Annotated in this window: 25 protein-coding genes and 1 pseudogene; 21 read left to right on the top strand and 5 right to left on the bottom strand. The window is 40.3% G+C overall.

Features of this window, described 5'->3' with window-relative positions:
* Nucleotides 1–9 precede the first annotated feature (9 nt).
* Nucleotides 10–1,938 carry a dynamin family protein gene (locus tag ACWIWK_RS07210; RefSeq protein ID WP_454152126.1) on the top strand — a complete coding sequence of 643 codons (1,929 nt, stop codon included), beginning with the start codon at nt 10–12 and terminating at the stop codon, nt 1,936–1,938.
* A 38-nt stretch (nt 1,939–1,976) separates the two neighbouring features.
* Here the strand turns inward: ACWIWK_RS07210 and sdhE are convergent.
* The 5 genes and pseudogenes from sdhE to gatB form a co-directional block, all read right to left on the bottom strand.
* Nucleotides 1,977–2,834 (bottom strand): annotated as a pseudogene (sdhE, locus tag ACWIWK_RS07205) (8-methylmenaquinol:fumarate reductase membrane anchor subunit).
* Nucleotides 2,835–2,848: 14 nt separating this feature from the next.
* Nucleotides 2,849–3,814 carry an 8-methylmenaquinol:fumarate reductase iron-sulfur subunit gene (sdhB, locus tag ACWIWK_RS07200; RefSeq protein ID WP_454152125.1) on the bottom strand — a complete coding sequence of 322 codons (966 nt, stop codon included), beginning with the start codon at nt 3,812–3,814 and terminating at the stop codon, nt 2,849–2,851.
* Nucleotides 3,811–5,673: an 8-methylmenaquinol:fumarate reductase flavoprotein subunit gene (gene sdhA, locus ACWIWK_RS07195; protein WP_454152124.1), complete on the bottom strand. Its 1,863-nt coding sequence runs from the start codon at nt 5,671–5,673 to the stop codon at nt 3,811–3,813. The genes sdhB and sdhA overlap by 4 nt, the downstream gene beginning before the upstream one ends.
* 449 nt (nt 5,674–6,122) lie before the next feature.
* Nucleotides 6,123–6,581, bottom strand: a complete 459-nt coding sequence (locus ACWIWK_RS07190; RefSeq protein WP_454152123.1) for a hypothetical protein — start codon at nt 6,579–6,581, stop codon at nt 6,123–6,125.
* 346 nt (nt 6,582–6,927) lie between these two features.
* On the bottom strand, nt 6,928–8,400 hold the full coding sequence (gene gatB, locus ACWIWK_RS07185; RefSeq protein ID WP_454152122.1) for an Asp-tRNA(Asn)/Glu-tRNA(Gln) amidotransferase subunit GatB: 1,473 nt from the start codon (nt 8,398–8,400) through the stop codon (nt 6,928–6,930).
* A gap of 239 nt (nt 8,401–8,639) precedes the next feature.
* Here gatB and ACWIWK_RS07180 point away from each other — a divergent pair, with 239 nt between their 5' ends.
* The 20 genes from ACWIWK_RS07180 (at nt 8,640) to ACWIWK_RS07085 (ending at nt 25,978) form a co-directional block, all read left to right on the top strand.
* Nucleotides 8,640–9,929, top strand: a complete 1,290-nt coding sequence (locus ACWIWK_RS07180; protein ID WP_454152121.1) for an O-acetylhomoserine aminocarboxypropyltransferase/cysteine synthase family protein — start codon at nt 8,640–8,642, stop codon at nt 9,927–9,929.
* A 149-nt stretch (nt 9,930–10,078) separates the two neighbouring features.
* The gene (locus tag ACWIWK_RS07175; protein WP_454152120.1) at nt 10,079–11,833 is read left to right on the top strand and encodes a nitrite/sulfite reductase; all 1,755 of its coding nucleotides are present in this window, start codon (nt 10,079–10,081) and stop codon (nt 11,831–11,833) included.
* Between the two features lie 126 nt (nt 11,834–11,959).
* The gene (locus ACWIWK_RS07170) at nt 11,960–12,967 is read left to right on the top strand and encodes a sulfate ABC transporter substrate-binding protein (protein WP_454152119.1); all 1,008 of its coding nucleotides are present in this window, start codon (nt 11,960–11,962) and stop codon (nt 12,965–12,967) included.
* Nucleotides 12,968–13,090: 123 nt separating this feature from the next.
* Complete coding sequence (locus ACWIWK_RS07165) at nt 13,091–13,573, top strand: hypothetical protein (RefSeq protein ID WP_454152118.1); 483 nt, start codon at nt 13,091–13,093, stop codon at nt 13,571–13,573.
* A gap of 180 nt (nt 13,574–13,753) precedes the next feature.
* Nucleotides 13,754–14,041, top strand: coding sequence for a type II toxin-antitoxin system RelB/DinJ family antitoxin (locus tag ACWIWK_RS07160; protein ID WP_454152117.1), 288 nt, complete (start codon nt 13,754–13,756; stop codon nt 14,039–14,041).
* A 3-nt stretch (nt 14,042–14,044) separates the two neighbouring features.
* The gene (locus ACWIWK_RS07155) at nt 14,045–14,311 is read left to right on the top strand and encodes a type II toxin-antitoxin system RelE/ParE family toxin (protein ID WP_454152116.1); all 267 of its coding nucleotides are present in this window, start codon (nt 14,045–14,047) and stop codon (nt 14,309–14,311) included.
* A gap of 11 nt (nt 14,312–14,322) precedes the next feature.
* On the top strand, nt 14,323–14,856 hold the full coding sequence (locus ACWIWK_RS07150; RefSeq protein WP_454152115.1) for a hypothetical protein: 534 nt from the start codon (nt 14,323–14,325) through the stop codon (nt 14,854–14,856).
* Between the two features lie 33 nt (nt 14,857–14,889).
* Nucleotides 14,890–16,017 (top strand): BspA family leucine-rich repeat surface protein, encoded by a 1,128-nt coding sequence (locus tag ACWIWK_RS07145; RefSeq protein WP_454152114.1) that lies wholly within the window; start codon nt 14,890–14,892, stop codon nt 16,015–16,017.
* The gene (locus tag ACWIWK_RS07140) at nt 16,018–16,470 is read left to right on the top strand and encodes a hypothetical protein (protein WP_454152113.1); all 453 of its coding nucleotides are present in this window, start codon (nt 16,018–16,020) and stop codon (nt 16,468–16,470) included.
* Entirely contained in the window at nt 16,467–17,315 is an 849-nt protein-coding gene (gene cysT / locus ACWIWK_RS07135; RefSeq protein ID WP_454152112.1) for a sulfate ABC transporter permease subunit CysT, read from the top strand. The genes ACWIWK_RS07140 and cysT overlap by 4 nt, the downstream gene beginning before the upstream one ends.
* Nucleotides 17,312–18,172 carry a sulfate ABC transporter permease subunit CysW gene (cysW, locus tag ACWIWK_RS07130; protein ID WP_454152111.1) on the top strand — a complete coding sequence of 287 codons (861 nt, stop codon included), beginning with the start codon at nt 17,312–17,314 and terminating at the stop codon, nt 18,170–18,172. The genes cysT and cysW overlap by 4 nt, the downstream gene beginning before the upstream one ends.
* A gap of 73 nt (nt 18,173–18,245) precedes the next feature.
* The gene (locus ACWIWK_RS07125; RefSeq protein WP_454152110.1) at nt 18,246–18,470 is read left to right on the top strand and encodes a hypothetical protein; all 225 of its coding nucleotides are present in this window, start codon (nt 18,246–18,248) and stop codon (nt 18,468–18,470) included.
* Nucleotides 18,467–18,727, top strand: coding sequence for a type II toxin-antitoxin system RelE family toxin (locus ACWIWK_RS07120; protein ID WP_454152109.1), 261 nt, complete (start codon nt 18,467–18,469; stop codon nt 18,725–18,727). Before ACWIWK_RS07125 ends, ACWIWK_RS07120 begins: the two co-directional genes overlap by 4 nt.
* A 40-nt stretch (nt 18,728–18,767) precedes the next feature.
* Nucleotides 18,768–19,178 (top strand): hypothetical protein, encoded by a 411-nt coding sequence (locus ACWIWK_RS07115; protein WP_454152108.1) that lies wholly within the window; start codon nt 18,768–18,770, stop codon nt 19,176–19,178.
* A 13-nt stretch (nt 19,179–19,191) separates the two neighbouring features.
* Nucleotides 19,192–20,202 (top strand): hypothetical protein, encoded by a 1,011-nt coding sequence (locus ACWIWK_RS07110; protein ID WP_454152107.1) that lies wholly within the window; start codon nt 19,192–19,194, stop codon nt 20,200–20,202.
* A gap of 22 nt (nt 20,203–20,224) precedes the next feature.
* Complete coding sequence (locus tag ACWIWK_RS07105) at nt 20,225–21,397, top strand: hypothetical protein (protein WP_454152106.1); 1,173 nt, start codon at nt 20,225–20,227, stop codon at nt 21,395–21,397.
* A complete protein-coding gene (locus ACWIWK_RS07100) occupies nt 21,397–21,972 on the top strand; it encodes a L,D-transpeptidase family protein (RefSeq protein WP_454152105.1) in 576 nt (191 codons plus the stop codon). Before ACWIWK_RS07105 ends, ACWIWK_RS07100 begins: the two co-directional genes overlap by 1 nt.
* Before the next feature lie 140 nt (nt 21,973–22,112).
* Nucleotides 22,113–23,393 carry a hypothetical protein gene (locus ACWIWK_RS07095; protein WP_454152104.1) on the top strand — a complete coding sequence of 427 codons (1,281 nt, stop codon included), beginning with the start codon at nt 22,113–22,115 and terminating at the stop codon, nt 23,391–23,393.
* Nucleotides 23,394–23,540: 147 nt separating this feature from the next.
* On the top strand, nt 23,541–24,503 hold the full coding sequence (locus tag ACWIWK_RS07090) for a hypothetical protein (protein ID WP_454152103.1): 963 nt from the start codon (nt 23,541–23,543) through the stop codon (nt 24,501–24,503).
* Nucleotides 24,504–24,514: 11 nt separating this feature from the next.
* Entirely contained in the window at nt 24,515–25,978 is a 1,464-nt protein-coding gene (locus ACWIWK_RS07085; protein WP_454152102.1) for a hypothetical protein, read from the top strand.
* Nucleotides 25,979–26,003: the final 25 nt, after the last annotated feature.

The following is a 26,003-nucleotide window of genomic DNA, read 5'->3' as shown; positions in this document are numbered from 1 at the left end:
AGGAAATGTATGAAAACACAAGTTTTGCACGATTTTATCACACAAATCCAAGCCATTAAAGCCACCAATCAAGCAAACCCCACAATCTCACAAAAGCAACCAACATCACAAAATCCACAGCCCACAAATCCCCTGCAGGCTAAAATCACGGCTGTGCAAGATTTTTTATCGACACATTTTGTGCTTGATTCTAAAGACAAAGAGGCTTTTTCAACCCTTAAACACAGTCTCGATGCTCCGCTAAAAATTGCTGTAATTGGGCAATTTTCTAGTGGCAAAAGCTCGTTTTTAAATGCGCTTTTAGGGCAAAATATTTTGCCAAGTGGCATTATCCCTGTTACAGCAAAAGTTTGTGAAATTTGCTATGGAGAGAGTGCATTTTTACAAATCAACTACAAAGACGGCACGCAAGAGCTTACAAATATTGATTTTTTAGCGACACAAAGCAAAAAAATCGCGCAAATTGACTCATTTAAACTCTATGCGCCAAATGAAATTTTGCGCCATATTACCTTTTTAGACACACCGGGATTCAACTCACAAAATGCACAAGACACAGATATTAGCAACAATATTCTACAAGCCGTTGATGGCATTATTTGGCTCTCTTTAATCGATAATGTGGGTAAAAATAGCGAAAAAGAAGTGCTCAACAACCACATTAAAAAATTCAAATCAAAAAGTCTATGCGTGCTCAATCAAAAAGATAGGTTAAAAAATGACAATGAAATAAACACAAGCTTGCAATATGCAAAAACCGCCTTTAGTGGAATCTTTGAAGACATTGTAGCCATTTCAGCAAAAGATGCACTGCAAGCAAAATTAGAGGCAGATTCTGCGCGTTTGGAATCTTCAAATATTAACGCCGTGCTTTGCTTTATCAACGACCACTTGCTCGCACAAAAAGATACAAGCAAGACAAATAAGGCGCACCACACACTACGCGCACTTATCATCAAGCACTACAAACGCACGCATAGTTGCAACAAAAGGCTTTATGCCCTGCAAGACACGCTCAAACACTACGCATTCCATTTAACCAAGGACAACACGCTTAATGATGAATGTCAAAGCCTCTTTAATGCGCTAGATTCTCGTTTTAATGACCTCACTCAATACATCTTTAGCTCACTAAAACGCGAAAACATCACCCTATCGCGCAAGCAAAAATCCTCTCTTGGCTTTAGCAAAATGCAAAACTATGATAAACAAACAAGTATTTTGCCACTTGATTCTCTGCTTAGTGCTATTGCGCGTGAAGATAGCGAGCATATTTTAGCAATCAACAAACTTGCAAGTGAGATAAAAAATTTTGGTAAAGAATTTTTAGAAAGCCTAAAACCACCAAAAGAATTGCTAGAAGATTTTGAATCTAAAAGCCTGCAAATCTATGCACTCCCAAACCAACCTCTCAATGATTTAGCCACAGATTCTCTCCCGCAGACATTTGAGAATCTCCTCCTTACTCTACCTAAAAATATGCAAAAGTTTTTTCTTACACGCACATTTATCCTGCATTCTTATGAAAATGCCTTGCAAGAAATCTGTGCGCAATTTTTCCTCCAAACGCACTCACTTAGCCAACTTTTGCAAAAAAGCACGCCAAATGCACTCAAACTCGTGTGTTTAGAGCTTGATTGTAAGATTAAACGCGCTATTGAGGCGCACAAAACTAACCCTGATAAATTTGCGCTCTATGAACCCACAATGGAAAATATCCGTGATTTACTCAATAATGCGCTGTATTTTGAACTTTTTTTAGAGCGATTGTTTTTGCATAATAACTTAGCCAAAGTCCTTACGCGCTCCATCAATGAAAAAATCCAAACACTCACCCACTCACTAAGTGAGCAAATCCAAAATGTCATCGAGCAAAACACCGCCATTCTAGCAACGCTTAAGAAATTAAAACAAGGAGAATCTAAAGCAAACCTCTAGTATGTATCTAAAGGTTTGCTTACAAAGTATGATAGCCTCTATACAGCTATTTTGGTCGCATCGATAATGTTTAAGTCTAGCCCCAAATCCTCAGCACTTAGCCCAAGTGCTAATCCCACAAGTTGAGATAGGTGGATAATAGGCACTCTTGGGCTTGATTTAGTCTCGCTTTGGAATCGCTCTTGGTAAATGTCTAACTACATTTGGCAAAGCGGACAAGGCGTTACCACACAATCAGCTTGATTACTATCTGCATCATTGACTATTTGACTTGACATTTTTTGCACGGATTTTTCTGCTGGATAAGTCGCGTGGAATCCACAGCAATCAAGTCGCTTTTTGAATGGCACAGCAGTAGCACCAAGTGCATCAGCCACCACTTCAAAGCTTTTAGGATTGGTTGAGCTTTCTTTCGCGCCAAATTCCTTCTCTGGACGAATGCTATGACAACCATAAAACAACGCAACCTTAAGATTGGTAAGTGGCTTTACCACTTTTGCCTTAAGACTATCAACATCATCATACAGCTCCCAAAGCAAACTTGTAACATTTGTGCTTCCTTGATATTGCATATTTCCCTCAGCTAAAAATGTGTTGATATGTTCTTTTGCGCCTTTATCGAGTGTATTTTTAGCACGGCTTAAAGTCAGCATACAAGTGCTACAAGTAGTCAGCATTGGCATATTCATTTTTTCTGCCAAAGCGATATTTCTCGCGTTTGCTACAAGGCTTGCCATTGGGTCAATGTCTTGAGCTTGAGAAGCTCCACAACAACTCCAACCCTTTATTTCATTAAGTTTCCAATCCAAAAGTGGCGCAATCGCCTCTAGTGAAATTTTTGATTCCTTTGCGGCTTGTGATAGCACACAGCCGGGAAAAAAGGCAAATTCTTTCATAGTAATCTCCTCCCTTATTTGCTCTCTTGCGCTTTTTGCGCCGCTTGTATCATCTTAACTAAATCCGCGTGCCCCTCAATCTCATCTTCACCAAAAATATGCAATGGATTCATTTTGCCAGACTTCATTAAGTTATAGGCTATATCCATTTTTCCCATTGAGCCAAAGACTCCATCAGAGCGCAAAGAGAGATATATCTCATTAAGGCGTCCAGAACCACCTACCAAATCTTTATAAAATGCCATTGCGTGGTCTGGTCCCACACCAGAATCAAGTCCATTTTTCACCGCCATTACGCGCAAGTTTGCAATATCATCTGCCGAGCTAATACCTTTTGGACAGCGATTTGCACACTCTTGGCAATGCACACAATTCCAAAGTCCATTTTTCACACTAGGCTTGATATGCACCATAGGGTCTTTCCCACGAGAATCTGCAGCCGCACGATATGCGTGAGTAAAGACAAAAGGCTCCATATAATCGCTTCTATCAGCCTCTAACTTATTGCACTCACTTGCGCAACTTCCGCATAATATACAATCCCATTGTTTGGAGATTTTGTCATATTCTTCTTGGGTTTGCTTACAGCCCTTTTCTTCACTAAATTCAGATTTTGCCACCATAGCAGGACGAATTTTGCGAAGATTCTCAATAGATGGCTCCCAATCCACAATCAAATCACTAATCACACGAAAATTACCTAAAGGAGAGATTCTAATAGAATCTGGATTATCGTATTCTTTGAGTAAGTCGTCCATTATCGTATCACACGCCAAATATGAATGTCCATTCACCCGCACCGCACACGCACCACAAATCGCAGATTTACAAGATGCAGTGAAGTTTAGCGTAATGTCCTTTGTTTGCTTGATTAACAGCAAAAGTGAAAGCAAAGTTTTGCCTCTAATAAGCCCATCTTCTAACTCATAAGTCTGCTCATAAGACTTTTTTCCATCAAATCTATCTACAACTACTTTCATTCTGGTTTCCTCCCATCAAGTGGATATTGCGTTACCACGACATCTTTATAGCTTAGTGTTAGCTCCTCATTTTCCATTTTCACAATGCTATGCTTTAAGAATTGCTCATCATCGCGTTTAGGATAATCTTCTCTTGTATGTGCGCCACGAGATTCAAGGCGATTTCTCGCTGCTAAACACGCACATTTTGAGAGCAAAATAAGATTGCCTAATTCCACATAATCCGTAAAGGCTGTATTCATTACTTCATTAGGATTAGGAACTTTAAGCTTTTTGTATCGCTCTTCTATAGATTCTAGAGTATTAGCGAGTTTATCAAGCTTACTTTGGGTCCTAAAGATTCCCATATTATCCCAATTCTCGCGTCCTAGCTCCTCGCGCAAGGCGTATATTTCGCTTCCATTGCCCTCTGCATTGCTAGTTACCTCTTTAAAGGTGTCTTGCCATTTTTTTGCTAAGTTTTTGAGAGTTTCGCCTTCGCTAAAAGTTGCGTTTTTTGCGTAATTTGCCGCACCTGTGCCCGCAAGTTTGCCTGTAACAACCGCATCTGTCAAAGAGTTACCACCTAGTCTATTTGCGCCGTGAATGCTTATACACCCAGCTTCACCACCGACATACACACCAGCCACATTTGTGCTCATATCATCGATTTTTTCGACATCAATTCCTCCCATAGAGTAGTGAGCTGTCGGACGCACGGGCACAGGCTCATCGACTAAATCCACATTTTCAAAAAGCATTGCTGTATGGCGAATCTTTGGCAATTTTTTCATAATAGTTTCCTTGCCTAAATGTCGCACATCGCACAATAAATATGAACCAAGCCCAGAACCAAATCCACGCCCTTCACGAATCTCAATCTCCATAGAACGCGCTACAACATCTCGCGGCGCGAGTTCGGCTTTTTCGTGGTATTTTTGCATAAAGCGTTCGCCTTTATTGTTAAGCAAGTATCCACCCTCACCACGCGCCGCTTCTGTGATAAGTGTCCCGCCATTTGATACGCCTGTGGGGTGGAATTGAATCATTTCAGGGTCTTTAAACCCAATCCCCGCACGCAATGCAGCAGCTACGCCATCGCCTGTGGCGATGAATGGTGTAGAAGTCCTGTTATAAAAGATTCTCGTGTAACCACCTGTGGCGATGACTAAAGATTTGCAAAGAAGCGGAAAAATCGCACCACTTTGAATATCTCTTAGCACCACGCCCTCACATTTGCCATTACTCACGCCAATGTCTAAAAGCTCGTGGTCCATTAAAAACTTCACATCGTTGCTAATCGCATCATCAAGGCAAGAGTGCATTAAAATATGCCCTGTCTTATCTGCCGCATAATTGCATCGCCTCTTCGATGCGCCACCCATCATTCTTTGCGCTACGCCACTTGTTTTTTCATTCCTACTAAAGAGTGTGCCAAGATAATCCATTTCAAAAATTGTCTTACCTGCTAATTCACAAAACTTCTCTGCTGCGTCTTGATCGACTAAATACGCCCCACCCTTAATTGTGTCATAAGTGTGAAGTTTATACGAATCGCCATCGCTAAAGTCTGTAACGCCATTGATTCCACCCTCTGCCATACAAGTAGCGTTGCGTGAGGGCATCATTTTAGTAGCTACAACCACCATAGCACTTGGATTTGCCTTTCTCGCTGCCACAGCCGCACGCAATCCTGCTCCTCCAGAGCCTATGATGAGTATATCACAGCTCGGCAAGCCAGAAGTGTTAAGGTTGATTTTGTTGCCACTGCCACTTTCTTGCGTGCTAGTATCGCCACAACCAGCCATATACAACGCACCCACACTGATACAAGTGCCCTTTATAAAGCCTCTTCTATTGATTTTATTGATTTTACTCACTATCTTTTCCTCCTACTATCAATTTTACTTGTTGTTGTGTTTGAAGTTTTGTAAAACTTCTGCCTTACTTGCTTGCCCAATCAATTTGAATGTTGTGTGTTTTTTTGTGTTGCAGTCCTCCTTTAATGTTGATGTAAGTCTTTAACCACAAAGAATAATCCAAGCTAACTCCTTAACCCGTGCTTGTGTCTTTAGGATTTAGAGCAATCTTATTTTATTCTTTTAAATAAGAATTATACCCCCCCGCTTAAAAAATGCTTAAATTGAATAAAATTGCATATAAAATTTTATAAATTCTTAAGGTTAAGAGAATCTTGTATAGTGAAGTGTAAGTATAAAGTATGATTGAAGTGGAGTTTTGTGGCTTCGATTCCAAAACTCACAAAAAACCTTGCAACCAGCCAATTTCAAGTGGATTTGACTAATTGCAAGTGAAGTAATGCAAGAATCTAAAAAGTAAAAGGCACGGCTACTTTTTTGTAGTTACCATCTTTGTCTTTGTAAGATTCGCGGATTTTTCCACATAGTCCATCGGATTTGAACTTTTCTGCATTAAATATCATCTTTTTGCTATGCTGACAAATCCAAAGCACCACACCGCAGTCATTTTTACCATCGACTATGGGTGAAATGCCCCACATATCGCTTCCTTTTATTTTTAGCACTTTGTATTTACCCTTATCCAAGCCACCCTCAGCGATGATGAACTCGCCCCAATTTTTATAGCCCTTAGGCTTGTCTGTGATTTCGATATTTTGGCTAAAGATTTTTACAACACTATTTTTATGTGCTGTAGAAATCTCACTCTTTACGCGCTCTATATCACTTGCTTCATCTGCCATAAGTGACGCAAGGCCAACAAAAGCACCCAAAATCACACCCAAACCTAAATTTCTAAACACTCGCATTTTTGCTCCTTTATATTGATTTGTCCTAGATTCTAGCTTAAAAACTGCTTTTTGCCTCAAATCCACAAAAGATTCACACAAATCTAGCAAATCTTACACGATTACGCGAGCATAAATCCAACGCAAAATTTCACTCTTTCGCGCCTTTGCTTTTTAGGTATTTTGCAACTTCTACATATTCTCCCCTTGTAGCCTCCGTTGGCGCGGTGAAGCCGTTTTTATCCCTCACATTTATATCCGCATACACCGCGCAAACAGCCAACGCCCCAAGCGCAAAAAACCAAAAGCAGATTTTTAAGCATTTTCATTTTTTGTCCTTGAAATTTTAAAAAACAAACTTGTAGTCTTAGCCCAACTTCTCTTTTAAGAGTTCATTTACCCTTGCGGGATTTGCGCCTTTAGCATTTTTCATCACCTGCCCTACAAAAAAGCCAAAGAGTTTATCCTTGCCACTTTTATACTCCGCGACTTTATCGGCATTTGCGACTAATACCACTTCAATCGCCTCCAAAATCGCACCATCATCATTGACTTGCGCTAATCCAAGCGACTCTATCAAGCTATCGATTTCTAACTTCGCTCCATTTTCATCTACGCCGCGTTTCTCTACGAGCAAATCCAAAATCTGTTTGCCACTTTTGCCGCTTATCGCGCTAGATTCTACGCTTTTTACGAGATTTGCCAAAGTCGCGCTATCCACGCCACAAGTTTGCAGAGTATTCTCCCCTTTTAATCGCCCCAAAAGCTCGTTACCAAGCCACACAAACGCCCCCTTGCCACTCGCACCGCTCTCTATCATAGATTCAAAGTATTGCGCGAGTTCTAGCTCATTTGTCAGCATTTGCGCATCTTGTGGCTTCAATCCAAAATCATTGATATATCGCGCGCGCTTTTCATCGGGCATTTCAGCGATTTCTCGCCCCTCGCGCATTAGATTGTCATCGATAAACACGGGGAGCAAATCAGGGTCAGGGAAATAGCGATAATCCGCCGCTTCTTCCTTGCCACGCATAGAGCGTGTCTGCCCCTTTTGCGTGTCAAAAAGGCGCGTTTCTTGCACCACTTCGCTTTCATATTTGCCATCTTCCCACGCCTCTCTTTGCCTTTGCACCTCGTATTCAATCGCTTTTTGGATAAATTTAAATGAGTTGAGATTCTTAATCTCCACGCGTGTATAGAGATTAGAATCTCCACGCGGACGGATTGAGACATTCGCATCACAGCGGAAACTCCCCTCCTGCATATTCGCATCGCTAATGCCTAAAAATCGGACGATTGAATGCAATTTCTTTAAATACGCCACCGCTTCATCGCTACTGCGCATATCTGGCTCGCTTACGATTTCTAGCAATGGCGTGCAGGCGCGGTTTAAATCGACTTTGGAGTAGGTGCTTTCGTGGATATTTTTGCCTGCGTCTTCTTCGAGATGTGCGCGAGTAACGCCGATAATCTTGTGCGTTGCGCCATCAGATTCAGAATCTAGCTCAATTTCGATTGCGCCCTTACCCACGATTGGAATCTCATATTGGCTGATTTGATATGCCTTTGGCAAGTCGGGGTAAAAATAATTTTTTCGCGCAAAAATCGAGTTTTGGTTAATAACTGCATTTATCGCCGTGCCAAATTGAATCGCCTTTTTTACCGCCTCGCGGTTAAGCACGGGCAATGCCCCGGGCAATGCAAGGCAAGTGGGGCAGACATTTTTATTTGGTTCTTCACCAAAACTTGTCGCACAACTACAAAAGATTTTGGTTTTGGTATTTAGCTGGACATGGACTTCTAGCCCGATGATTGTTTCAAAAGCAGAATTTGCGCTCATTGTATCTCCTTATTTCATCATAACATTAAGTCTAAGCCAAAAGTATAGCAAACTTAGAGAGAGAATGAGTAAAACACCGTATGAAATGCACAAAAATCAAAATACATATTGTGTTTGTGAAAATTTGTAACATTAGCAAAAAATTTTTGCAAAATTTTCAAAATACATATTGTGTTTTAAAAATTTTGTGTAATATTCCTTTTGTGTAACAACACAAATTTCAATTTAAAGGACAAAAAATGGCAAATTTAGAAAGCAACAATTTCAGTAGCGAGACTCTCGCACTTCACGCGGCGTATAACTACGATTCACAGCGCACTTTGAGCGTGCCTATCTATCAAAGCACGGCATATAGCTTTGAGTCTATCGCTCAAGCAGCGGCACGATTTGGTTTGCAAGAGTTAGGCAATATCTACTCACGGCTTACAAACCCAACGGTTGATGTCCTAGCACAGCGACTTGCAGCGGTTGAAGGCGGTGCGTTTGGCGTGGCGACTTCAAGCGGGAGCGCGGCTTTGTTTTATACATTTGTGAATCTTGCGCAAAATGGGGATAACATTTTGTATTCAAACAAAATTTATGGCGGGACACAAACGCTTTTGGTGCATACTTTGAAGCGATTTGGCATTGAGGTGCGATGCTTTGATGTCGATGATATTTCCACTATCGAGCCACTTATCGATGATAAAACAAAAGTGATTTTCTTTGAATCGCTCTCAAATCCACAAATCGCAATCCCAGATATTGAAGCGATTACCGCAATCGCAAAAAAGCACAAAATCATCACCGTATGCGATAACACAGTGGCGACACCATTTTTGTTTCGCCCTTTTGAGCACGGAATCGATATTAGCGTTTCAAGTCTTACGAAATATGTCAATGGACACGGCGCAGGGCTTGGTGGCGTAGCGGTGGAACGCGATGGACTAAACGCGCTTATCAAAGATAATCCACGCTACCCAGCGTTTAACACGCCCGATGAGAGCTATCACGGACTTGTGTATAGCTCACTACCACTGCCAAACTTTGGCATTCGCCTAATCACCGAGTGGCTACGCAATATCGGCGCGACACTTGCCCCGCAAGTTGCGTGGATTCACTTGCAAGGATTAGAGACACTAGAGCTTCGTATCAAACGCCACAGCGATAGTGCGCTCAAAGTCGCAGAATTTTTAGAATCTCACCCAAAAGTTGGCAAAGTGGATTATCCCGGACTAAAATCAAGCCCATACAACGCGAGATTGAAAAAATACTTTGTAGATTCACGCGCTAGTGGGCTTTTGAACTTTGAAGCACAAAGCTATGATGCGGCAAAAAAAATCTGCGATACGCTTAAACTCTACTCCATTACGGCAAATATCGGGGATTCTAAGTCGCTTGTCATTCACCCCGCTTCCACTACGCACTCACAACTTTCAGCCAAAGAGCTTGAATCTGCAGGGATTACACCCACAGGTGTGCGCCTAAGCATAGGGCTAGAAAATGTCGATGACTTAATCGCGGACTTAAAAAACGCAATAGAGAGTTAAATCTATCTTGAAATGGGTTTGCGATACCTTATTGCACCCTTTAAGATTTGCAAGTCGCGCTCTTGTATCTTAGCAACAAGAGCGCACTTAGTTAATTTTTCTTTGTTATAACAACTTCACACAAATATTTCAACACATAAGGAGAAAAAATGAGCGGATATACAATCCCAGATTCGGTTACCAAAGGCGATTTTGAGTTTTTTAAAAAATCACTTAATGATTTAAAAAGTGGCATAATCACAAAGGACGATTTTAAGGGCATTCGTGTGCCTTTTGGCGTGTATGAGCAACGAGAGCGCGAGACTTATATGGTGCGCGTGAAAACTTATGGCGGGGAGATAGAGCCAAAGCAGCTTGGTATTTTAGCGGATTACGCGGATAAATATGCCAATAAACAGCTTCACATTACCACGCGTGGCGGCGTTCAACTTCATTACACAAAGTTAGATGATTTATGCGAGATTTTGGAGAATCTGCACTCTATCGGGCTTACTTCTCGCGGTGGTGGTGGTGCAACGGTGCGCAACATTAACGCAGATATTCTCTCAAATGTCGCGGGGGATTGCGTTTTTGATGTGATTCCTTACGCAAATGCGCTGACAACCAAAATGTTAGGATTAAAAGATTCTTTTTACTTGCCTAAAAAATTCAAATTCGCCTTTTCTGCTTCAAGCGCGGATAGAGCGATGGCAACGATTACTGATGTGGGATTTATCGCTAAGATTGAAGGGGGTAAAAGAGGCTTTGAAGTGTGGGTAGCAGGCGGAATGGGCGCAAAACCACGACTTGGTTTTAAGTTGCTTGATTTCTTGCCAGATACTGAAGTGTTTGCCCTCGCACAAGCTGCAAAACAAATCTATGACAAACACGGCGATAGAGAGAAAAAATCTCAAGCACGATTTCGTTTTGTCGCGGAACGATTTGGCGAGGAGGAACTCGCAAAAATGATTTTTGCAGAAATGGAGCAGGTAAAAAAGGATTTTGACTGCACATTAGAATTGGAATCCTCCCCAGAATTGCCAACCTTAAGTGGCGCGGATTTAGAGATTCCACAAATGAGTGAAGCGCAACAAAAATGGTGGAATCGCTTTGTGATAAAGCAAGTGCAGGAGGGCTATTTTTGCGCCAAAGTGCCTTTGAGTTTGGGTGATTTGAAATCCACTCACGCTAGGGAACTTGCGCAAAGGCTTGAAAAAATCGGCAATCATAGCTTATTTTTCGCGCCAAATCAAAATATGTATTTGCGGAATCTAAGCGCAAAAAACTTGCTTAGTTTGCACGATTTGATTACGCAGTTTTCAACCCAAAGTGCCAAACCTGCAATCATCGGCGATATGGTGGCTTGCACGGGTGCGGCGACTTGTCAGCTAGGTATCGCGCGTCCGCGTGGCGCAGTGCTAAAAATCGAGGAATACTTGGAGGACAAGGGGTTAGATTTAGACAGTTTGCAGGGCTTTAGGATTCAGCTCTCTGGCTGTCCAAATTCGTGTGCGAATCATTTTAGCGCGAATTTAGGCTTTTTTGGCAAGTCTAAACGCAATGGCGATTATAGCTATCCTGCGTATAATGTCGTAATCGGTGGGATTGTGAGCGCGAGTGCGGAGAAAAAGTCGCGCTTTGCGAAAAAAGTCGCGGATATTTCGGCATTCCACTTGCCTGAATTTATCTATCGTGTTTTAGCGAAATACATTCCGCAAAAGGCACAATATCCGCTATTTGAGGATTATGTCGATAGCGTGGGCGAAGCGGAAATCGTGGCGATTGCAGAATCGTTGCAAGAGATTCCTAGCTTTGATGAAAATCCTGCGCCCTATTATGACTACACGAGCGACAAACTCTTTGGCGAGACAAGCAAAGAGCGCGGGATTGGCGAGGAGCATTTTAAAGAAATTAAACCTAATTAGCCAAATCTGGCAAAGGGGGTAAAAAATGAAACTGATGTGTTGTTGTAAATAAAAATTTTAGGTAAAGAGTTGGCGGTATAAAAATAGGGTGCAAAGCCCACAAAATAACATTAAAAGGACGACATTATGAAAAAAACAGTATTCAAAATCGTGGCATCGATTTTAGGATTTATAAGCGTGGCGTTTGGGGCGAATTATGAGATTTTAAATGTCTCTTATGACCCTACAAGAGAGCTTTATAGGGAGTATAATGCAGAATTTAGCGCGTGGTATGCAAAGCAAAAGGGCGATAAGGTTAGCATTCGTCAATCACACGGAGGCTCAGGCGCACAGGCGCGCTCTGTCATTGATGGCATAGAGACAGATGTTGTCTCACTTGCTTTGGCGTATGATATTGATGCGATTGCGGAGCGTGGATTACTAAAAAAAGATTGGCAAAAGGTGTTTCCAAACAATTCTACGCCCTATTACTCAACAATCGTTTTTCTCGTGCGTAAAGGCAATCCAAAGGGGATAAAGGATTGGGGTGATTTGATAAGAGATGACATAAAAGTCGTTACACCAAATCCCAAAACTTCTGGCGGTGCGCGGTGGAATCACCTAGCAGCCCTAGCCTACGCGCTTAAAGTTAATAAAAACGATGAGACAAAAGCAAAAGAATTTTTGATAAAACTTTACAAAAATGTGCCTGTGCTAGATTCAGGTGCGCGTGGTGCGACAAATACCTTTGTGAAGCGCAATGTGGGCGATGTGCTAATCGCGTGGGAAAACGAAGCCCTTTTAGCGCAAAAGCAACTTGGCAAGGGCAAATTTGAGATTGTTGTGCCTAGCGTTAGCATTTTGGCTGAGCCACCTGTGGCAATCGTAGATAAAGTCGTAGATAAAAAAGGCACACGCGAGATTGCAAAGGCGTATATCACGCATTTGTATGATGAGAGCGCGCAAGAAATCATCGCCAAAAATTTCTACCGCCCTATAAATGAATCGGTGGCAAAAAAATATAGCGCGAATTTTCCTGCGCTAGAACTCGTAAAAATCGATACTTTTGGTGGTTGGGGCAAAGCGCAAAAGACGCATTTTAGCGATGGCGGAGAGTTTGATAAGATTTTTGAGAGTATCAAAAAAGGCAAGTAATACGAATCTTATGCTAGATTTTTGAAGAAACTAGCATAAGGCAAATCTAAATTTACGCGATTCAAAAGTAGAATCGCGTAAATATTGTTAGATTCGCAAAGATTTGGCGCAAAGGTGGTAACAATGAAAAAATTACTAGCATTTATGATTTTAGCGTATGGCGTGGCATTTGGCAGTGATTTGAAATGGGAGTCGGTGGATTGCGATTGCGATGACGCCGTGTATGCAACCACTATAAAAGCCAAAAGTATGCAAGAAGCGCACGATAAACTAAAAAAGGCAAAAAAGGTTTTAGATTGGACTTGTAGCGAAGCAGAGTGGGCAATAGATGGAACATTGATATATGTAAATTTAGAAAAATGTAGCTACAAACTTGAATTTTTAGGGACATTGCCAAAGCAAGATTATCAATACAAGGGCAAATGCTATGACAAAGATTCTCAATATAAGTGCGATGACGAGGAATGGTATGCGCGATATGAGTGGAGCAAGGACAAAAAACAGCTCACAATTACATATGGACAATCTTGTGGCGATGATAGCTATATATTGTTTGATTTAGGCAATGGCACATTTAAGATTACAAACATAATACAGCGGTGCTAAAAGCAAGGTGTTATAAAATGCGTTGCTTAAAATTTAAAAAGTGGTGAGGGTGTGGCTTGTTGTCGTTGTTTTGCCATTGCGTGAAAAGATTTTTGCAAAATCGCACGAATCTAAATCCTGCGAATATCATATATTTTATGGTAAAATGCCATATTTTAATTTCAAAATAAGGACAAAGCAATGCAAACCATAAATGTAACTTTTAGAATGGATAAGGACGACAAGGCACAATTTGAGCGAATCATAAGCGATATGGGGCTAAATCTTAGCTCGGCGTTTAATGTCTTTGCAAAAGCGGTGATACGCGAAAATGCGATACCTTTTAGCTTGCAAGGCAGAAGTGAGATTCCAAATGAAGAAACCAAAAAGGCGATAGAAAATATCGAAAAAGGTAAGAATGTAGAGAGTTTTACTTTGGAGCAATTAAGGGCGGAGTTTGAAGCGATAAAGGCGCAAAATAAGGCATAAGCGATGAATCTAAAACGAGAGAAAAAATTTATCAATGATTTATCAAAGGTGCGATTAAGCGATAGCGAGTTTAATAAAATGGTGGAATATTTTTCATTATTAGCAAATGATAAGCCACTGCCACCAAACGCAAATGACCACGCATTAAGTGGAAATTATGCAAAATATAGGGAATTTCATATCGGTGGCGATAAGCTAGTGATTTATAAAATCGAAAACAAAACAATCTATCTAGCGCGAATCGGCACACATTCGCAACTTTTTAAATGATTGGAGCAAAAATGAAAAAACTAATCCTTGCTTTTATGCTAATTTTTGGCTACGCGCAAGATTTAGCGCACACGCAAAGCACACAAAGAATCAAATCCGCTTTGTATGATGAGTGGGTTAAGCAATGGGGAAATCACAAATGGGACAATCGCTCTAGCAACCCTGCCGCTACAAATAAAGCGTATTCATTTGAGAGCGCATATATCATCGTTGATATGATTAAGGCAGATGACATTGCTGGGTTGGAGCTTATTTATAAAGCGTTAGAAAAGGACAAAGAGCATAATATGGCGTTTTTAAATGGCATTATCGGTGCGCCTACTTTTGAGCAACAAGCCATAGATTCGGCAAATGTAAGCGCACTTGAATTTTTGCTGAAAAATCATATAGTGATTGATGAAGTAAATGATGATGGTGAGACAAAGAATTTGAGCGACTATGCCAATGAAAAGCTCAATGAAGCAAAATCTAGTGGCAATTCTAACGCCGTGCGAAATTATGAAAAGATTATTGAGCTTTTAGAAAAATATAAAAGCGGACAATGATTTTGCAACAAGCATTTTTAACAAGGGGCAGTAATGAAAAAACTACTAGCATTTATGATTTTAGCGTGTAGCGTGGTGATTGTATTTAATGCGTGTGGTATCGGGCAGAAATCACAAGATTCACAAGATTCGCGTATAGATTCAAATGCGGTTTTAAAGACACAAAACGCAAAATACACCAAAAAATACCGCCCCGCTTCACGCGATGAGCTAATTCAACTAATAAAAGACAACAGCATATATTTAGGCGACATTGATACGAGCAAAATCACGGATATGAGCTTTTTATTTTATAGATTTAATGGCGATGATATTTATCAAAATCTATGCAATGAGGATATTCCCACACATTTTATAAAAGTGGATTTTAAAGACAATTATAAATTTACGCCAGAAGAGAGGGAAAAATGCAAAAATTCTGCGCAAAACCGCGTGGATTTTAGTGGGATTGGCTCGTGGGATACGAGCAGTGTCAAAGATATGCAGGGTATGTTTTTTGGCGTAGATACATTTAATGAGCCAATAGAATCGTGGAATGTCGCTAATGTGGAAAATATGCGATTTATGTTTTTTGGTGCAAAAACTTTTAATCAGCCATTAAATGCGTGGAGTGTGGCAAAAATAAAAAATATGCGCGGTGTATTTTGGGGTGCTAATGCGTTTAATCAACCGCTTAATTTGTGGGATACAAGCAGGGTTGAGGATATGAGCCTTATGTTTTCTAATGCGTTTGATTTTAATCAACCGCTAGATTCGTGGAATGTAGCTAATGTGCGCGAAATGGCTCGTATGTTTGAGTTGGCAGTGGCGTTTAATCAGCCTCTAAACAAATGGAATGTCAGCAAGGTAAGAACAATGAATTGTATGTTTCTTGGTGCAAAATCTTTTAATCAGCCATTAGACAAATGGAATGTGAATAATTTACGCTTAATGGAGGGAATGTTTGCGGGGGCGAAAGCATTTAATCAAAATCTAGATTCGTGGAATATAAAAGGTGTGGCATTTAAAATAGATATGATTGACAAACTTAGTGAATTGAGCGGTGATGAATTGCGTGCGTTTCAAAAAAGTTTGGTGTTTGTGGATTATATGTTTGATGAATCGCCACTAGCAAACAATCCGCCCAAATGGTATAAAGACATTATTAACAAGGAGCAATAAATGAAAAAAATCACAATATTAGCATTTTTGCTTTGTAGTGTGGCGTTTGGAGCGGAGGAAACCTATAAATCACTAGATGGCACGATAGAGATAAAAGCTGATTTTATTTGGAAACCTAAAAAAATATTAGAGATAATCCACAATGGCACTCCATTACTCAAAGATAAAGTCGTAGAGTTTGGCGGACTTTTTAAAGAATGTGTGCTTTGTCATAAAGCGAGATTTTTTATCTCTAATCCTGCTAATAAAAAAGCTAGATGTGAACTGTTTATTATTAAACGCGAACCTGTTGGTATAAATTTGCCTCTATATGAAGAATATGAACCAAAAGTAAAATATATCACACTTTCCACATACAAATGCGAAATCTTAAAAGAATTGCAAAATATTACACAAGATGAGCAAGGAAACGAAAGAAAATTTTTTATCATAGATAAGGAGCAAGGCAAATGAATCTCACATATATTACACAAAAAATCATCGCCAAAAAGCCCTCGATTTTGCAGGGCTTTGGGCTTAGCTTTGGGCTTGGTATGACATATTTTAGTTTGCTTGTGATTATCCCGCTAATCGCGCTTTTTGCGTTTAGCTTTAAGTTAGAGTGGGCAAAATTTGTAGAAATTATCAGCGATTCACAAGTGTTAAGCGCGTTAAAATTCTCACTCTCCACCGCGCTTATTGCCGCGCTTATCAATCTCATTTTAGGATTTATCGTGGCGTGGAGCTTGGCGCGATATGACTTTTTTGGCAAGCGAATCTTAGAAGCCCTAATCGACTTGCCTTTCGCACTCCCCACCGCCGTAGCGGGAATCGCAATCGCCTTTTTGCTCTCAAGCAATGGTATCATCGGCAAGGCATTTTTGCTAATCGGCGTGGATTTGGAGGGGCGCAGTTTTGTAGCCGTTGTCGTGGCGTTAGTGTTTGTTGGGATACCCTTTGTGATTCGCACACTTGAACCTGTCATCAAAGATTTAGACAAAGAGAGTTTAGAAGCCGCAGGGAGCTTGGGGGCGAACTTTTATCAAAGTTTTTATTTTGTGATTTTGCCATCTTTAATCCCCTCCGCGCTGATTGGATTCGCCCTAGCCTTTGCGCGAGGGCTTGGCGAGTATGGCTCAGTGATTTTTGTCTCAAACAATATCCCATTTGAGAGCGAAATACTCCCACTTTTAATCGTAAAAAAGTTAGATTCGTTTGATTATTTGGGCGGAAGCGCGGTGGGCGTGCTAATGATAAGCGTGGCATTTGTGATTTTACTAGCTATCAATCTTTTAGGGCAATGGAGGAAGCGCGTATGAATCCAAATAATACAGGCAAAAATATGGCGCAAAAAAACGCGCAAATGATAAAAAACACAGAGCCAAAGGCGTTGCGCTACATTGGCATTGGCATTAGCTTTGCGTTTTTGGGTATTATGGTGGCGTTGCCTTTAATCATTGTCTTTGTGGAGGCGTTTAGCGAGGGTATGGGCGTGTATGTGGAGGCGTTAAGCGATGAATACACGATAAAAGCACTGCTTTTGACGCTCACTTGCGTTGTCATTGTCGTGCCGATAAATGCGATATTTGGGACTTTTATCGCATACTCAATCGCAAAGTTTGAATTTAGAGGCAAGTTTATTTTATCTAGTCTCATTGAGATTCCCTTTGCTGTATCGCCTGTCATTGTGGGGCTTTGCTTTGTGCTACTCTTTGGTAATAGCGGATTTTTTGGCGAGATGTTAAACGCGTGGGATATAAAAATCATTTTCGCCCTCCCCGCGATAATCCTAGCCTCCGCGTTTGTAACATTTCCCTTTGTCGCAAAAGAGCTCATCGCGCTAATGCAAGAGCAGGGCAAAGAGGAAGAGGAAGCCGCCATAAGTTTGGGCGCAAACGGGTGGCAGAGCTTTTTTAAGGTAACTTTGCCAAATATCAAATGGGGGCTTTTCTATGGTATCGTGCTGACAAATGCGCGGGTTATCGGCGAGTTTGGCGCGGTGGCGGTGGTGAGCGGGAAAATCATAGGACTTACTACCACGATGCCTTTATATATTGAGATTCTCTACAATGACTATCTCTACACGGCGGCGTTTGCGGTGGCAAGTGTGCTCACACTGCTTTCAATCATCGCACTTATTTTGAAGTGTATCATTGAGAAGTATGAGAGAGCGTAAAGGCGTGAAATATAGGATTCTATGCGCGATTTTGCTATAATTGTGCGAAAAATAAAGCGTTAAAGGATAAAAGATGACATTACAAGTGCAAATCAGCGATAAAAACAAAAGCGAAATTATGAGTGCGATTCGCCTGCTAAAAGGTGTGCACGAAGTGCGCGAGAGTGCCGAATCAAAAAGCAAAAAACTCCCTATTGAAACCAAAGCGGACTATAAAGCGTGGAAAAAGGCGCGAAAAGAACTAGAGCGCGGTGAAACTTACAGCCTAGAATCTGTCAAAAAAGAGCTTGGGCTATGAGCTATAAAGTAGAGATGAATAAGGAAGTGCGGAAGTTTTTGCACTCTCACCCTGAAGTAAGTGCGAAATTTATCTCTGCATTAGAGCAAATCGCGCAAAATCCTTTTGAAAATAACCTTGATATTAAGCGTTTGCAGGGCGAATCGCACAAATATCGATTGCGAATCGGCAAGTATCGTTTGCTTTATGAAATAATCGAATCCCAAATCCTAATCTACGCTTACAAGGCGCAATCTCGAGGCGATATTTACAAATGAGATTCACGCGAATCGAAATCAAATAATGGAGTTTAAAAAAATGCAAAAAATACTTAGATTCATCGTTTTGCTAATTGCGTGTAGTGTATTTGCAAATGCAAAAAATACATATTATTTTAGCGATAATGAGCTAACTCCGCAATGCGCGGATATTTTTATTTCGCTTGTCAAAGAGAGTAGCTTTGATTTTGCAATGTGGGCGAGTGGGTATAATAAAAGCGTAGAAGCGTTTAAAGATAGCGTGGCGTTTATGTTTGATAGCGTTAATGAAGCGCAGATTGTGGCAAAGCTATTTATTGATAGCGAGTCAAAAGAGTTTCAAGGCACAGGCACGATAGGCTGGGTAGAATACGATTTTGGCACAAAAACGCTCATTGATACTATGAAAGAAGTAGAGTTAAAATTCCCTCAAAATCTAGCCGATAAGCTAGAATCGTGCGTGAAAAAATAACGGAGCGTGAGAAATGAAAGATTTAAGCAAAATTTTAGTGATTCTATGCCTTTGCTTTTTGGCAAATGCGGTGGCAGATGATGAAATTAGCTTAGAAAGATTAGAACAAATCAAAAAAGAGCAAAATGAATATTGGCTACAATTTTTAGCCCAAGCTCTTTATTATAATGATTCACCTGATGTTTTGGCAAGACTCGCTTTTGCCAAAAAGCACTTTATGCCTTTGTGGTATGAAATTATCACAAATGACAAAGGGCAAAAAGTAGCACGAATGACTTGCTTTGACAATACAGCCGAGAAATTTTGTCCCTATCGCTTGAAAGTCCCCATTAAGCTAAAAGGCACACTTACTATTAAGACAAATTATGGCGGTCTTGCTTGTGATACATTTTTTTATACTGCATTTGAAAATGAGGACTTGCTATCAACTGAAATGGAATTTTTGGCATATAGTAATTTGCAGATAAAGCCCACTTCGCGCAATCAAAAAGAAGTATTAGCAAAGATTCCCAAATGGCTGCTTGATGGATTTGCTGGGGAGGTAAAATATGAAGTGGAGTTTGAAGTGGCAAATATGAGCGGGTATATAAGCGATGTTTGGGACATTCAACAGCAAGATATAGCCTTGATAGCGGACTATTCTGCGTGTGGCAGTGGAAGCTATCTTGTCGCTGATAATATTAAATTTATCAAAAAATTAAGCAAAAAAATGGATAAAAATGCGGAAATATACTTGGTAGAATACAGCGAACAGGGAGTGCGCCCATTGACACTTAAAACAAACGATGATTTTGTAAATCTGCGAGAATCCCCAAATGGTGCGATTATAGCGCGAATCTACAAAAAAGATTTTAGTGATAGTTTGGTAATAAAATTCCCACAAACGCGTTTGCTAGGATTGATTGATATGTATGACAAAGAAGCAAAATGGCATAAAGTGATTTATTTCCCGCCAAATACGAGCAAAACAAAGGACGCAAAAGCGGGATTTATCCATAAATCACAGATTGATTTTGGGGAATAAATCATAAAATGGAGTGTGAAAAATGAAAGATTTAAGCAAAATTTTAGGATTGGCATTTGTGGCGATAGTGGCAGTGTGGCTTGTGGTGGGGTGCAAAGATTCAAACAAATCAAATGATAGCGTTGAATCTAGTGTAGAATCTAGCACAGATTCAAGCATAGATTCAAATCAATCAAGCGCACAAGACACGGACGAATCAAGCAAAATCGCGCAATTAAGCCTAGATGAAGTCTATTTGGATAATAATCCAAAGCCCCTAGAAATTATAAACGATAAAATCGACTTTTGGGGTAAGGCGTTTTTTGCCGTGTGGAGCGAGGGATTTGAGCATAATGGTAAGTATATAAATTGTGGCGAGTATTTAAATAACGGCAAAGACGGCTGGTATGTAGGGATACGAATCTTTGATAAAGCGCGTGGCGTGGTGTTTAGCGATGGTGCGTATGTGAATAAATACACAAGTTTGAGTGAGCAAAAGGTGCTAAATGCGGACTTTGAAAATGGCATTTGGACGCTTACTTTGGGTGATGATATTAAGGGGCATAAGGGCGATTCGCAAATCAAATTCCGCTTTTTGCGCGATGAAAAGGGCAATCTCTATGTGCAACATTTCAAAGATGACAAGCGCATTTGTCCGCATTCTGTGCAGGACTTTACATATATGTCTAGCGATGAGTTGCCCGATATGTATGTGGGCGAATGGGTAAAGCTAGAAAATCCGCTGACAGATGAAAAAAGTGGCGAATCGCACGAGTGCGCCCCTTTGAGCGTGTATGAGAAAATGCCATTGCCAAAAGATGAAGACATAACGCAAAATTGCTGGGTAGCATATAAACGCGCAAATTATGAGTGGGATTACAACGACATAAGATTTGATAACTACACTATTGACAAGCAAAAGGGCGTTATTAGCTGGTGGTATCATCGGGCGGATTTTCCTACAGAGTCGCCCATAGTGCTTGAAAAAACCGCGCAAGGATTTGACTTTATCGAATCTATCGCAACCACGCTTGACATACTTAGCGTGGATTCTACACAGATGAGATTTGTCGATGATGAAAACATAGTGGCGTATTTTGGCGAAGATTCGCCCCCTTATGTGCGCAAAAGTGATTTAGCAAAGCTAGGGATTCCTATCTATGTGCGCTCTCAAGATGAAAAATATAATGATATCTACACAAAAGAGAACAAATAGTGCGAAAATATATCGCCGTTGTGGCGGTAGCGTTATGTGCTGTGGTTTTGTGCGCGGTGGCGATAAACGCGAAAATTTCAAGCATAAACCAAAGCGATTCGCACACGCTAGATTCTGCGCTCAAAGGCAATGCAATCGATTCATTGCTTGTCGAAAAAAGCGCACGGACGCTAAAAGTGCTAGCAAAAGATTCTACAAATGGCGAAATCTATGTCGCCAAAACCTATCATATCGCACTAGGTGGCAATCCACAAGGACACAAAACGCAAGAGGGCGATAGCAAGACACCTGAGGGAGAGTATCTCATCGATAGCAAAAATCCAAAATCGCGTTTTTATCGTAATCTAGGCATTTCTTATCCAAATAGCGCGGATTTGGCACAGGCAAAGGCGCGTGGCGTGAGTGCAGGTGGGGATATAAAGATTCACGGGTTGCCAAATGGGCTTGGATTTTTGGGTAGGTTAAGCTATGTTGCGGGTGATTGGAGTGATGGCTGTATCGCGGTGCTAAATGATGAAATCAAAGAATTGTATGACAATGTCAAAGTCGGCACGAAAATTACCATTTTGCCTTGAATCTAGCACGAATCTGTGATTTAGATTTGCGTGAATGTGGTGCGAATCTAAACGCATTTTTGATTCAAACCCTGCGAATACATAAATTTTTCGCTAAAATTGCGCTTTTAAAATTTTTAGATTCAAGCGGAGTGTAAAAAATGCAAAAATTAAGCAAGATTTTAGGATTAGCGTTCGTAGCGATTGTATGTAGCGCGTGTCATAGCGAATCAGCAACGCAAAGCGAAACGACAACTTATAACGAATCGGCAAGGCAAAAAAGTAAAGAATTGTTACAACATTTATGCGAATCAGGCAAGAAAGTCGCTTGTTTTGAGCTTAAAAAGATAGAGTTGAGTGAGCTAAATGAGCCATCGCCTAGTAATTTGTGGGATTTTATGCGCGATTTTCGGGGTATGTGTAATAATTTTAGTTATATTGTTCCCCAATCTTGCGATGAGCACGACAAAACAGCACAGCGATATATCCGCGCCGTGCTGGCATTGCCAAAAGAGGAAAAGGGCTCGTATTATGTTGAAAAGTTGGATTTACTCTCTTATCAAACAGGTTCTTTAAGTCCGAAAATCTTGCAAATGGCATCATCAGCACGCGATGAAATTATCGGCGAATACGAAAATGACTGCCAAATAAATGACACTAAAAGCTGTGCTATGCTTACTTCTTTTTACTATGGCTTGTTGGTGAATTGGAGCATTGATTATTTGAAATCTAGCCCCCCTTTTGATAGATACGATAGAGAAGTTGATAGAATCTATGCACCCAAATTTCAAGCCCTAGCGCAAAAATCCTGCGATTTAGGCAATGCTCAAAGCTGTATGCAAGGGGCGGCTTTTTATTATTTTTATAAACCTATGCAAGATTATGCGGTGGCAAGGGGATTTGGCAAAAAACTGCATTTAATGCTTAAAAATGCCAAAATTCAAGGCAAATTTAACATAAAAGACGCTGAATATCTTGCTACTTTGGCGCATATAGAAGCCAATCTTGATGACAAAAACGACAAAGCGGAGCGAAAGCAAGCTATGCTTGAGTATTTTAAGGCGGGTTGTGATGATTTGCAAAGTGGCGTTGTGTGCGATAAATTTGCCAAAGCTTATGATGAGAATTATAGTATGCCTGAGATTGTCAATCAAAAACAAGCTTTGCATTACTATGATAAGGCGTGTGCTTTGGGTGTGGGTTGTGAGAGTTTGGCACACATTTATCTTTTTTGTTGTAGAATCGTGGGCGGTGATGAAGTAAAGCCAGATTCAGCCAAAGCCAAACGCTACTTTACTAAGGCTTGCGATAATGGTGGCGATGACTATAAATGTAGCGTTAATGATGATGGCGATAAAGTGTGCTATGGAAGCGTGAGTTGTCGCATAAAAAAAATGAGCCCAAAAGAGTTTGAAAATTTAGATGAGAGTATTTTTAATTAAACGCATAATGGATTTGCAAGATTCGCGTGAATCTGTGATTTGAGATTCGCGTGAATTTGGTGTGAATTTTAACGCATAGAGTTTTTGCTATAATTCGCGCGTGAATCTAAAACGCGAATCTAAATCAAAATAATGGAGTGCAAAAAAATGAAAAAGTTAGTCAAAATGGTAAAAATCATAGCGTTTGTAGCTTTTTTAAGTGGTGTGCAACTCTTTGGCGGTGGATTTGATGGTTGGGTATATGCAGAGTGGAAAGATAAGCTAAAACAAAACACACAAGCACCCATTGAAAACAACGCCGAAAGCAAATTAAAAGAGATAAAGTGCCAAAGCAAAGAGGATTTAGAAGAGGGTTATATTTGCTTTGAAGGCGAAATAGAAGTAAGCGGTATGTTAGTGCGTGAGGAAACGAAGTTTGGTGATATAGCGTATATCGTCTTGGATAAGAATTTTCACTTGCCTGCTCGGTGGTTTGGTAAGCCTAGTTCAGCTGAAGCGGTTTTGCTTACAGCTGATAATACTCTTTTGCCACAGCCATTGCAAAAGCGCACTTTTGGTGGCGTAGGCATAATGGCAACAATAAAAATAAAAGATTATAAATATTTGCATAAATATGGACAAATGAATAATGATTTATATACAGAAGCCACGCTTATAGAGGCTACACCCTTTGCAAATGCGGAATATATACAATCTTACATACATAGATATTATGAATGGGAAGATTGTGTAGATGACAGACACGATTGCTATTATTTGGGCAAATATAATCATTTTAAAGATGATATAGGCAGTGGATTTAGTCTGCTTACAATGCACTACAATTCAAAAGATAGCTTTGTGAATCTGCGTGAGAAACCAAATGGTAAGGTTATCGCTAAAATATACGCCAAAGATATGAAATGTGGCAAAGAAAAAGGCAGGATTTATCTCGTGGATAGAAACGATGAATTGCTAGAGCGACTTATGAGGGGTAAAAAAGAATGGTTAAAGGTGTATTATCTACCTAACATAGAGATTATGAAAGATAGAAATGTTGATTTTGTTGATGTTAGCAAGGCAATTTTTGGCTATATCCACAGCTCACAGCTTAAAATCTCGTGTGATTAAAAGGCAGTGAAATGAAAAAGTTAGGTTTGGCGATTTTGATAGCGGGGCTTTTAGCGCAAGTGGCGTTTGGGTATGATGAAGATTCGGCGTTGCCAAATAATTCGTATTATATCCCATATCAAAGCACAGAGATTCACTCAAGCGATTTGCCACATATTGTTAGTGAGAGAGTTGCAAAGAGTTGGGATTATGCGTATCCCGAATCTGAAGTGGCTTTTAGCGACTATGACAAGGCATATAGCTATTGGTGCGATGAAGTCGCTGAAGCTGAAGCGGATTTGCGTAGAAGCAATGAGGGTATAACTAATGAAAGGGTTAAGCAATACACGGCAGGTTCTTTGGCACGATGCAGGGCAGAGCTAAAAGCAATGAAAGAAAACCCCGCAAATCAAAGCTTTTGGCATAGATTTTTGATTGACTGCCCTAAAGATTCAAGTCAAGCGGAGTGCAAAAGACGCTTTGAAGAATCTAAAAAACTCTTTTCGCCCTTTGATAAATCATCTTGCAGTGGTGGCTCTGGAGACCCTAGAGATACTTGCTGTTATTTTGCACCATATACACAAGCTGGATATGTGGTAAGACACTGCTTTTATCGTGTAAATAAGCCCTTGCATATAAAGGGCAAAGTAACTTTATGGAGCGACTCATTCTCTAGCGATGATGGCTTTTTAGAATTTGAGCCTTATGATAAGAATTTGGACTTTTTAGCCAAAAAGAGAGTGGGATTTTTCGTGATGAATGATAGCGAGGGCTTTTTAAAAAATACGAAATTTATCTATGATAATCTGCCAAAATGGTATCAACAAGGTTTAAGCGGTAGTGTTAGCTTTGAGATAGAATTTGATTTTAATTTCGATAAGCGCACAAAGCAAGGCACACGCATACTAGGCAATATGATTACCAATGTGAGCGAAGACCGCACTTCTATCGTGGATACAAAGGGTTTGGCTATGATAAGGTTGCAAAAATATTATGGTGGGGCTGATAATATCTTTTATGTCAATAATTTTACAATCAATAAAAAAATCAATGAAAATCCCTTTAATCCGCGAGAATACGAGCAATATAGCATAAATCTCAAAACAAAAGATAGCTTTGTGAATCTACGCGATGAGCCAAATGGCAAGGTTTTAGCAAAAATCTATAAAAAGGATAAGTTTATTTTGGCGCATAATCATTGGCAATACACTTGCAATGGCGATAAAAGCGTCAAAATAAATGAGATAGAAGTAGAAAAATGGAGTTGGCTAATTGATATGAATCTCTCAAAGATAATTGATTGGAAGCAAAAAGATTGGGCTACTAATGAAAGCGAAAAACTTTTAGTCAAACTCAAAAATCTCAAAAACCCCGATAAATGGGTGCGCGTGATATATTTCCCACCTAATGCAAAAAGCGCAAATGACGCGATTGTGGGCTATATACACAAATCACAGCTTGATGTGGCGGATTATGAGGCAGAGTGTGAGATATGATAAAATTTATAATGGAGCGATAAAA

Source organism: Helicobacter sp. 23-1048 (assembly GCF_053654545.1).
Note: the sequence above shows the minus strand (reverse complement) of the source record. Positions and strands in the feature narration are given on the sequence as shown.

Coding starts and splice junctions, on each gene's coding strand:
- ACWIWK_RS07210 (WP_454152126.1), top strand. CDS start 10: ATGAAAACACAAGTTTTGCACGATTTTATCACACAAATCCAAGCCATT.
- sdhB (WP_454152125.1), bottom strand. CDS start 3,814: ATGAAAGTAGTTGTAGATAGATTTGATGGAAAAAAGTCTTATGAGCAG.
- ACWIWK_RS07190 (WP_454152123.1), bottom strand. CDS start 6,581: ATGCGAGTGTTTAGAAATTTAGGTTTGGGTGTGATTTTGGGTGCTTTT.
- gatB (WP_454152122.1), bottom strand. CDS start 8,400: ATGAGCGCAAATTCTGCTTTTGAAACAATCATCGGGCTAGAAGTCCAT.
- ACWIWK_RS07180 (WP_454152121.1), top strand. CDS start 8,640: ATGGCAAATTTAGAAAGCAACAATTTCAGTAGCGAGACTCTCGCACTT.
- ACWIWK_RS07175 (WP_454152120.1), top strand. CDS start 10,079: ATGAGCGGATATACAATCCCAGATTCGGTTACCAAAGGCGATTTTGAG.
- ACWIWK_RS07170 (WP_454152119.1), top strand. CDS start 11,960: ATGAAAAAAACAGTATTCAAAATCGTGGCATCGATTTTAGGATTTATA.
- ACWIWK_RS07165 (WP_454152118.1), top strand. CDS start 13,091: ATGAAAAAATTACTAGCATTTATGATTTTAGCGTATGGCGTGGCATTT.
- ACWIWK_RS07160 (WP_454152117.1), top strand. CDS start 13,754: ATGCAAACCATAAATGTAACTTTTAGAATGGATAAGGACGACAAGGCA.
- ACWIWK_RS07155 (WP_454152116.1), top strand. CDS start 14,045: ATGAATCTAAAACGAGAGAAAAAATTTATCAATGATTTATCAAAGGTG.
- ACWIWK_RS07150 (WP_454152115.1), top strand. CDS start 14,323: ATGAAAAAACTAATCCTTGCTTTTATGCTAATTTTTGGCTACGCGCAA.
- ACWIWK_RS07145 (WP_454152114.1), top strand. CDS start 14,890: ATGAAAAAACTACTAGCATTTATGATTTTAGCGTGTAGCGTGGTGATT.
- ACWIWK_RS07140 (WP_454152113.1), top strand. CDS start 16,018: ATGAAAAAAATCACAATATTAGCATTTTTGCTTTGTAGTGTGGCGTTT.
- cysT (WP_454152112.1), top strand. CDS start 16,467: ATGAATCTCACATATATTACACAAAAAATCATCGCCAAAAAGCCCTCG.
- cysW (WP_454152111.1), top strand. CDS start 17,312: ATGAATCCAAATAATACAGGCAAAAATATGGCGCAAAAAAACGCGCAA.
- ACWIWK_RS07125 (WP_454152110.1), top strand. CDS start 18,246: ATGACATTACAAGTGCAAATCAGCGATAAAAACAAAAGCGAAATTATG.
- ACWIWK_RS07120 (WP_454152109.1), top strand. CDS start 18,467: ATGAGCTATAAAGTAGAGATGAATAAGGAAGTGCGGAAGTTTTTGCAC.
- ACWIWK_RS07115 (WP_454152108.1), top strand. CDS start 18,768: ATGCAAAAAATACTTAGATTCATCGTTTTGCTAATTGCGTGTAGTGTA.
- ACWIWK_RS07110 (WP_454152107.1), top strand. CDS start 19,192: ATGAAAGATTTAAGCAAAATTTTAGTGATTCTATGCCTTTGCTTTTTG.
- ACWIWK_RS07105 (WP_454152106.1), top strand. CDS start 20,225: ATGAAAGATTTAAGCAAAATTTTAGGATTGGCATTTGTGGCGATAGTG.
- ACWIWK_RS07095 (WP_454152104.1), top strand. CDS start 22,113: ATGCAAAAATTAAGCAAGATTTTAGGATTAGCGTTCGTAGCGATTGTA.
- ACWIWK_RS07090 (WP_454152103.1), top strand. CDS start 23,541: ATGAAAAAGTTAGTCAAAATGGTAAAAATCATAGCGTTTGTAGCTTTT.
- ACWIWK_RS07085 (WP_454152102.1), top strand. CDS start 24,515: ATGAAAAAGTTAGGTTTGGCGATTTTGATAGCGGGGCTTTTAGCGCAA.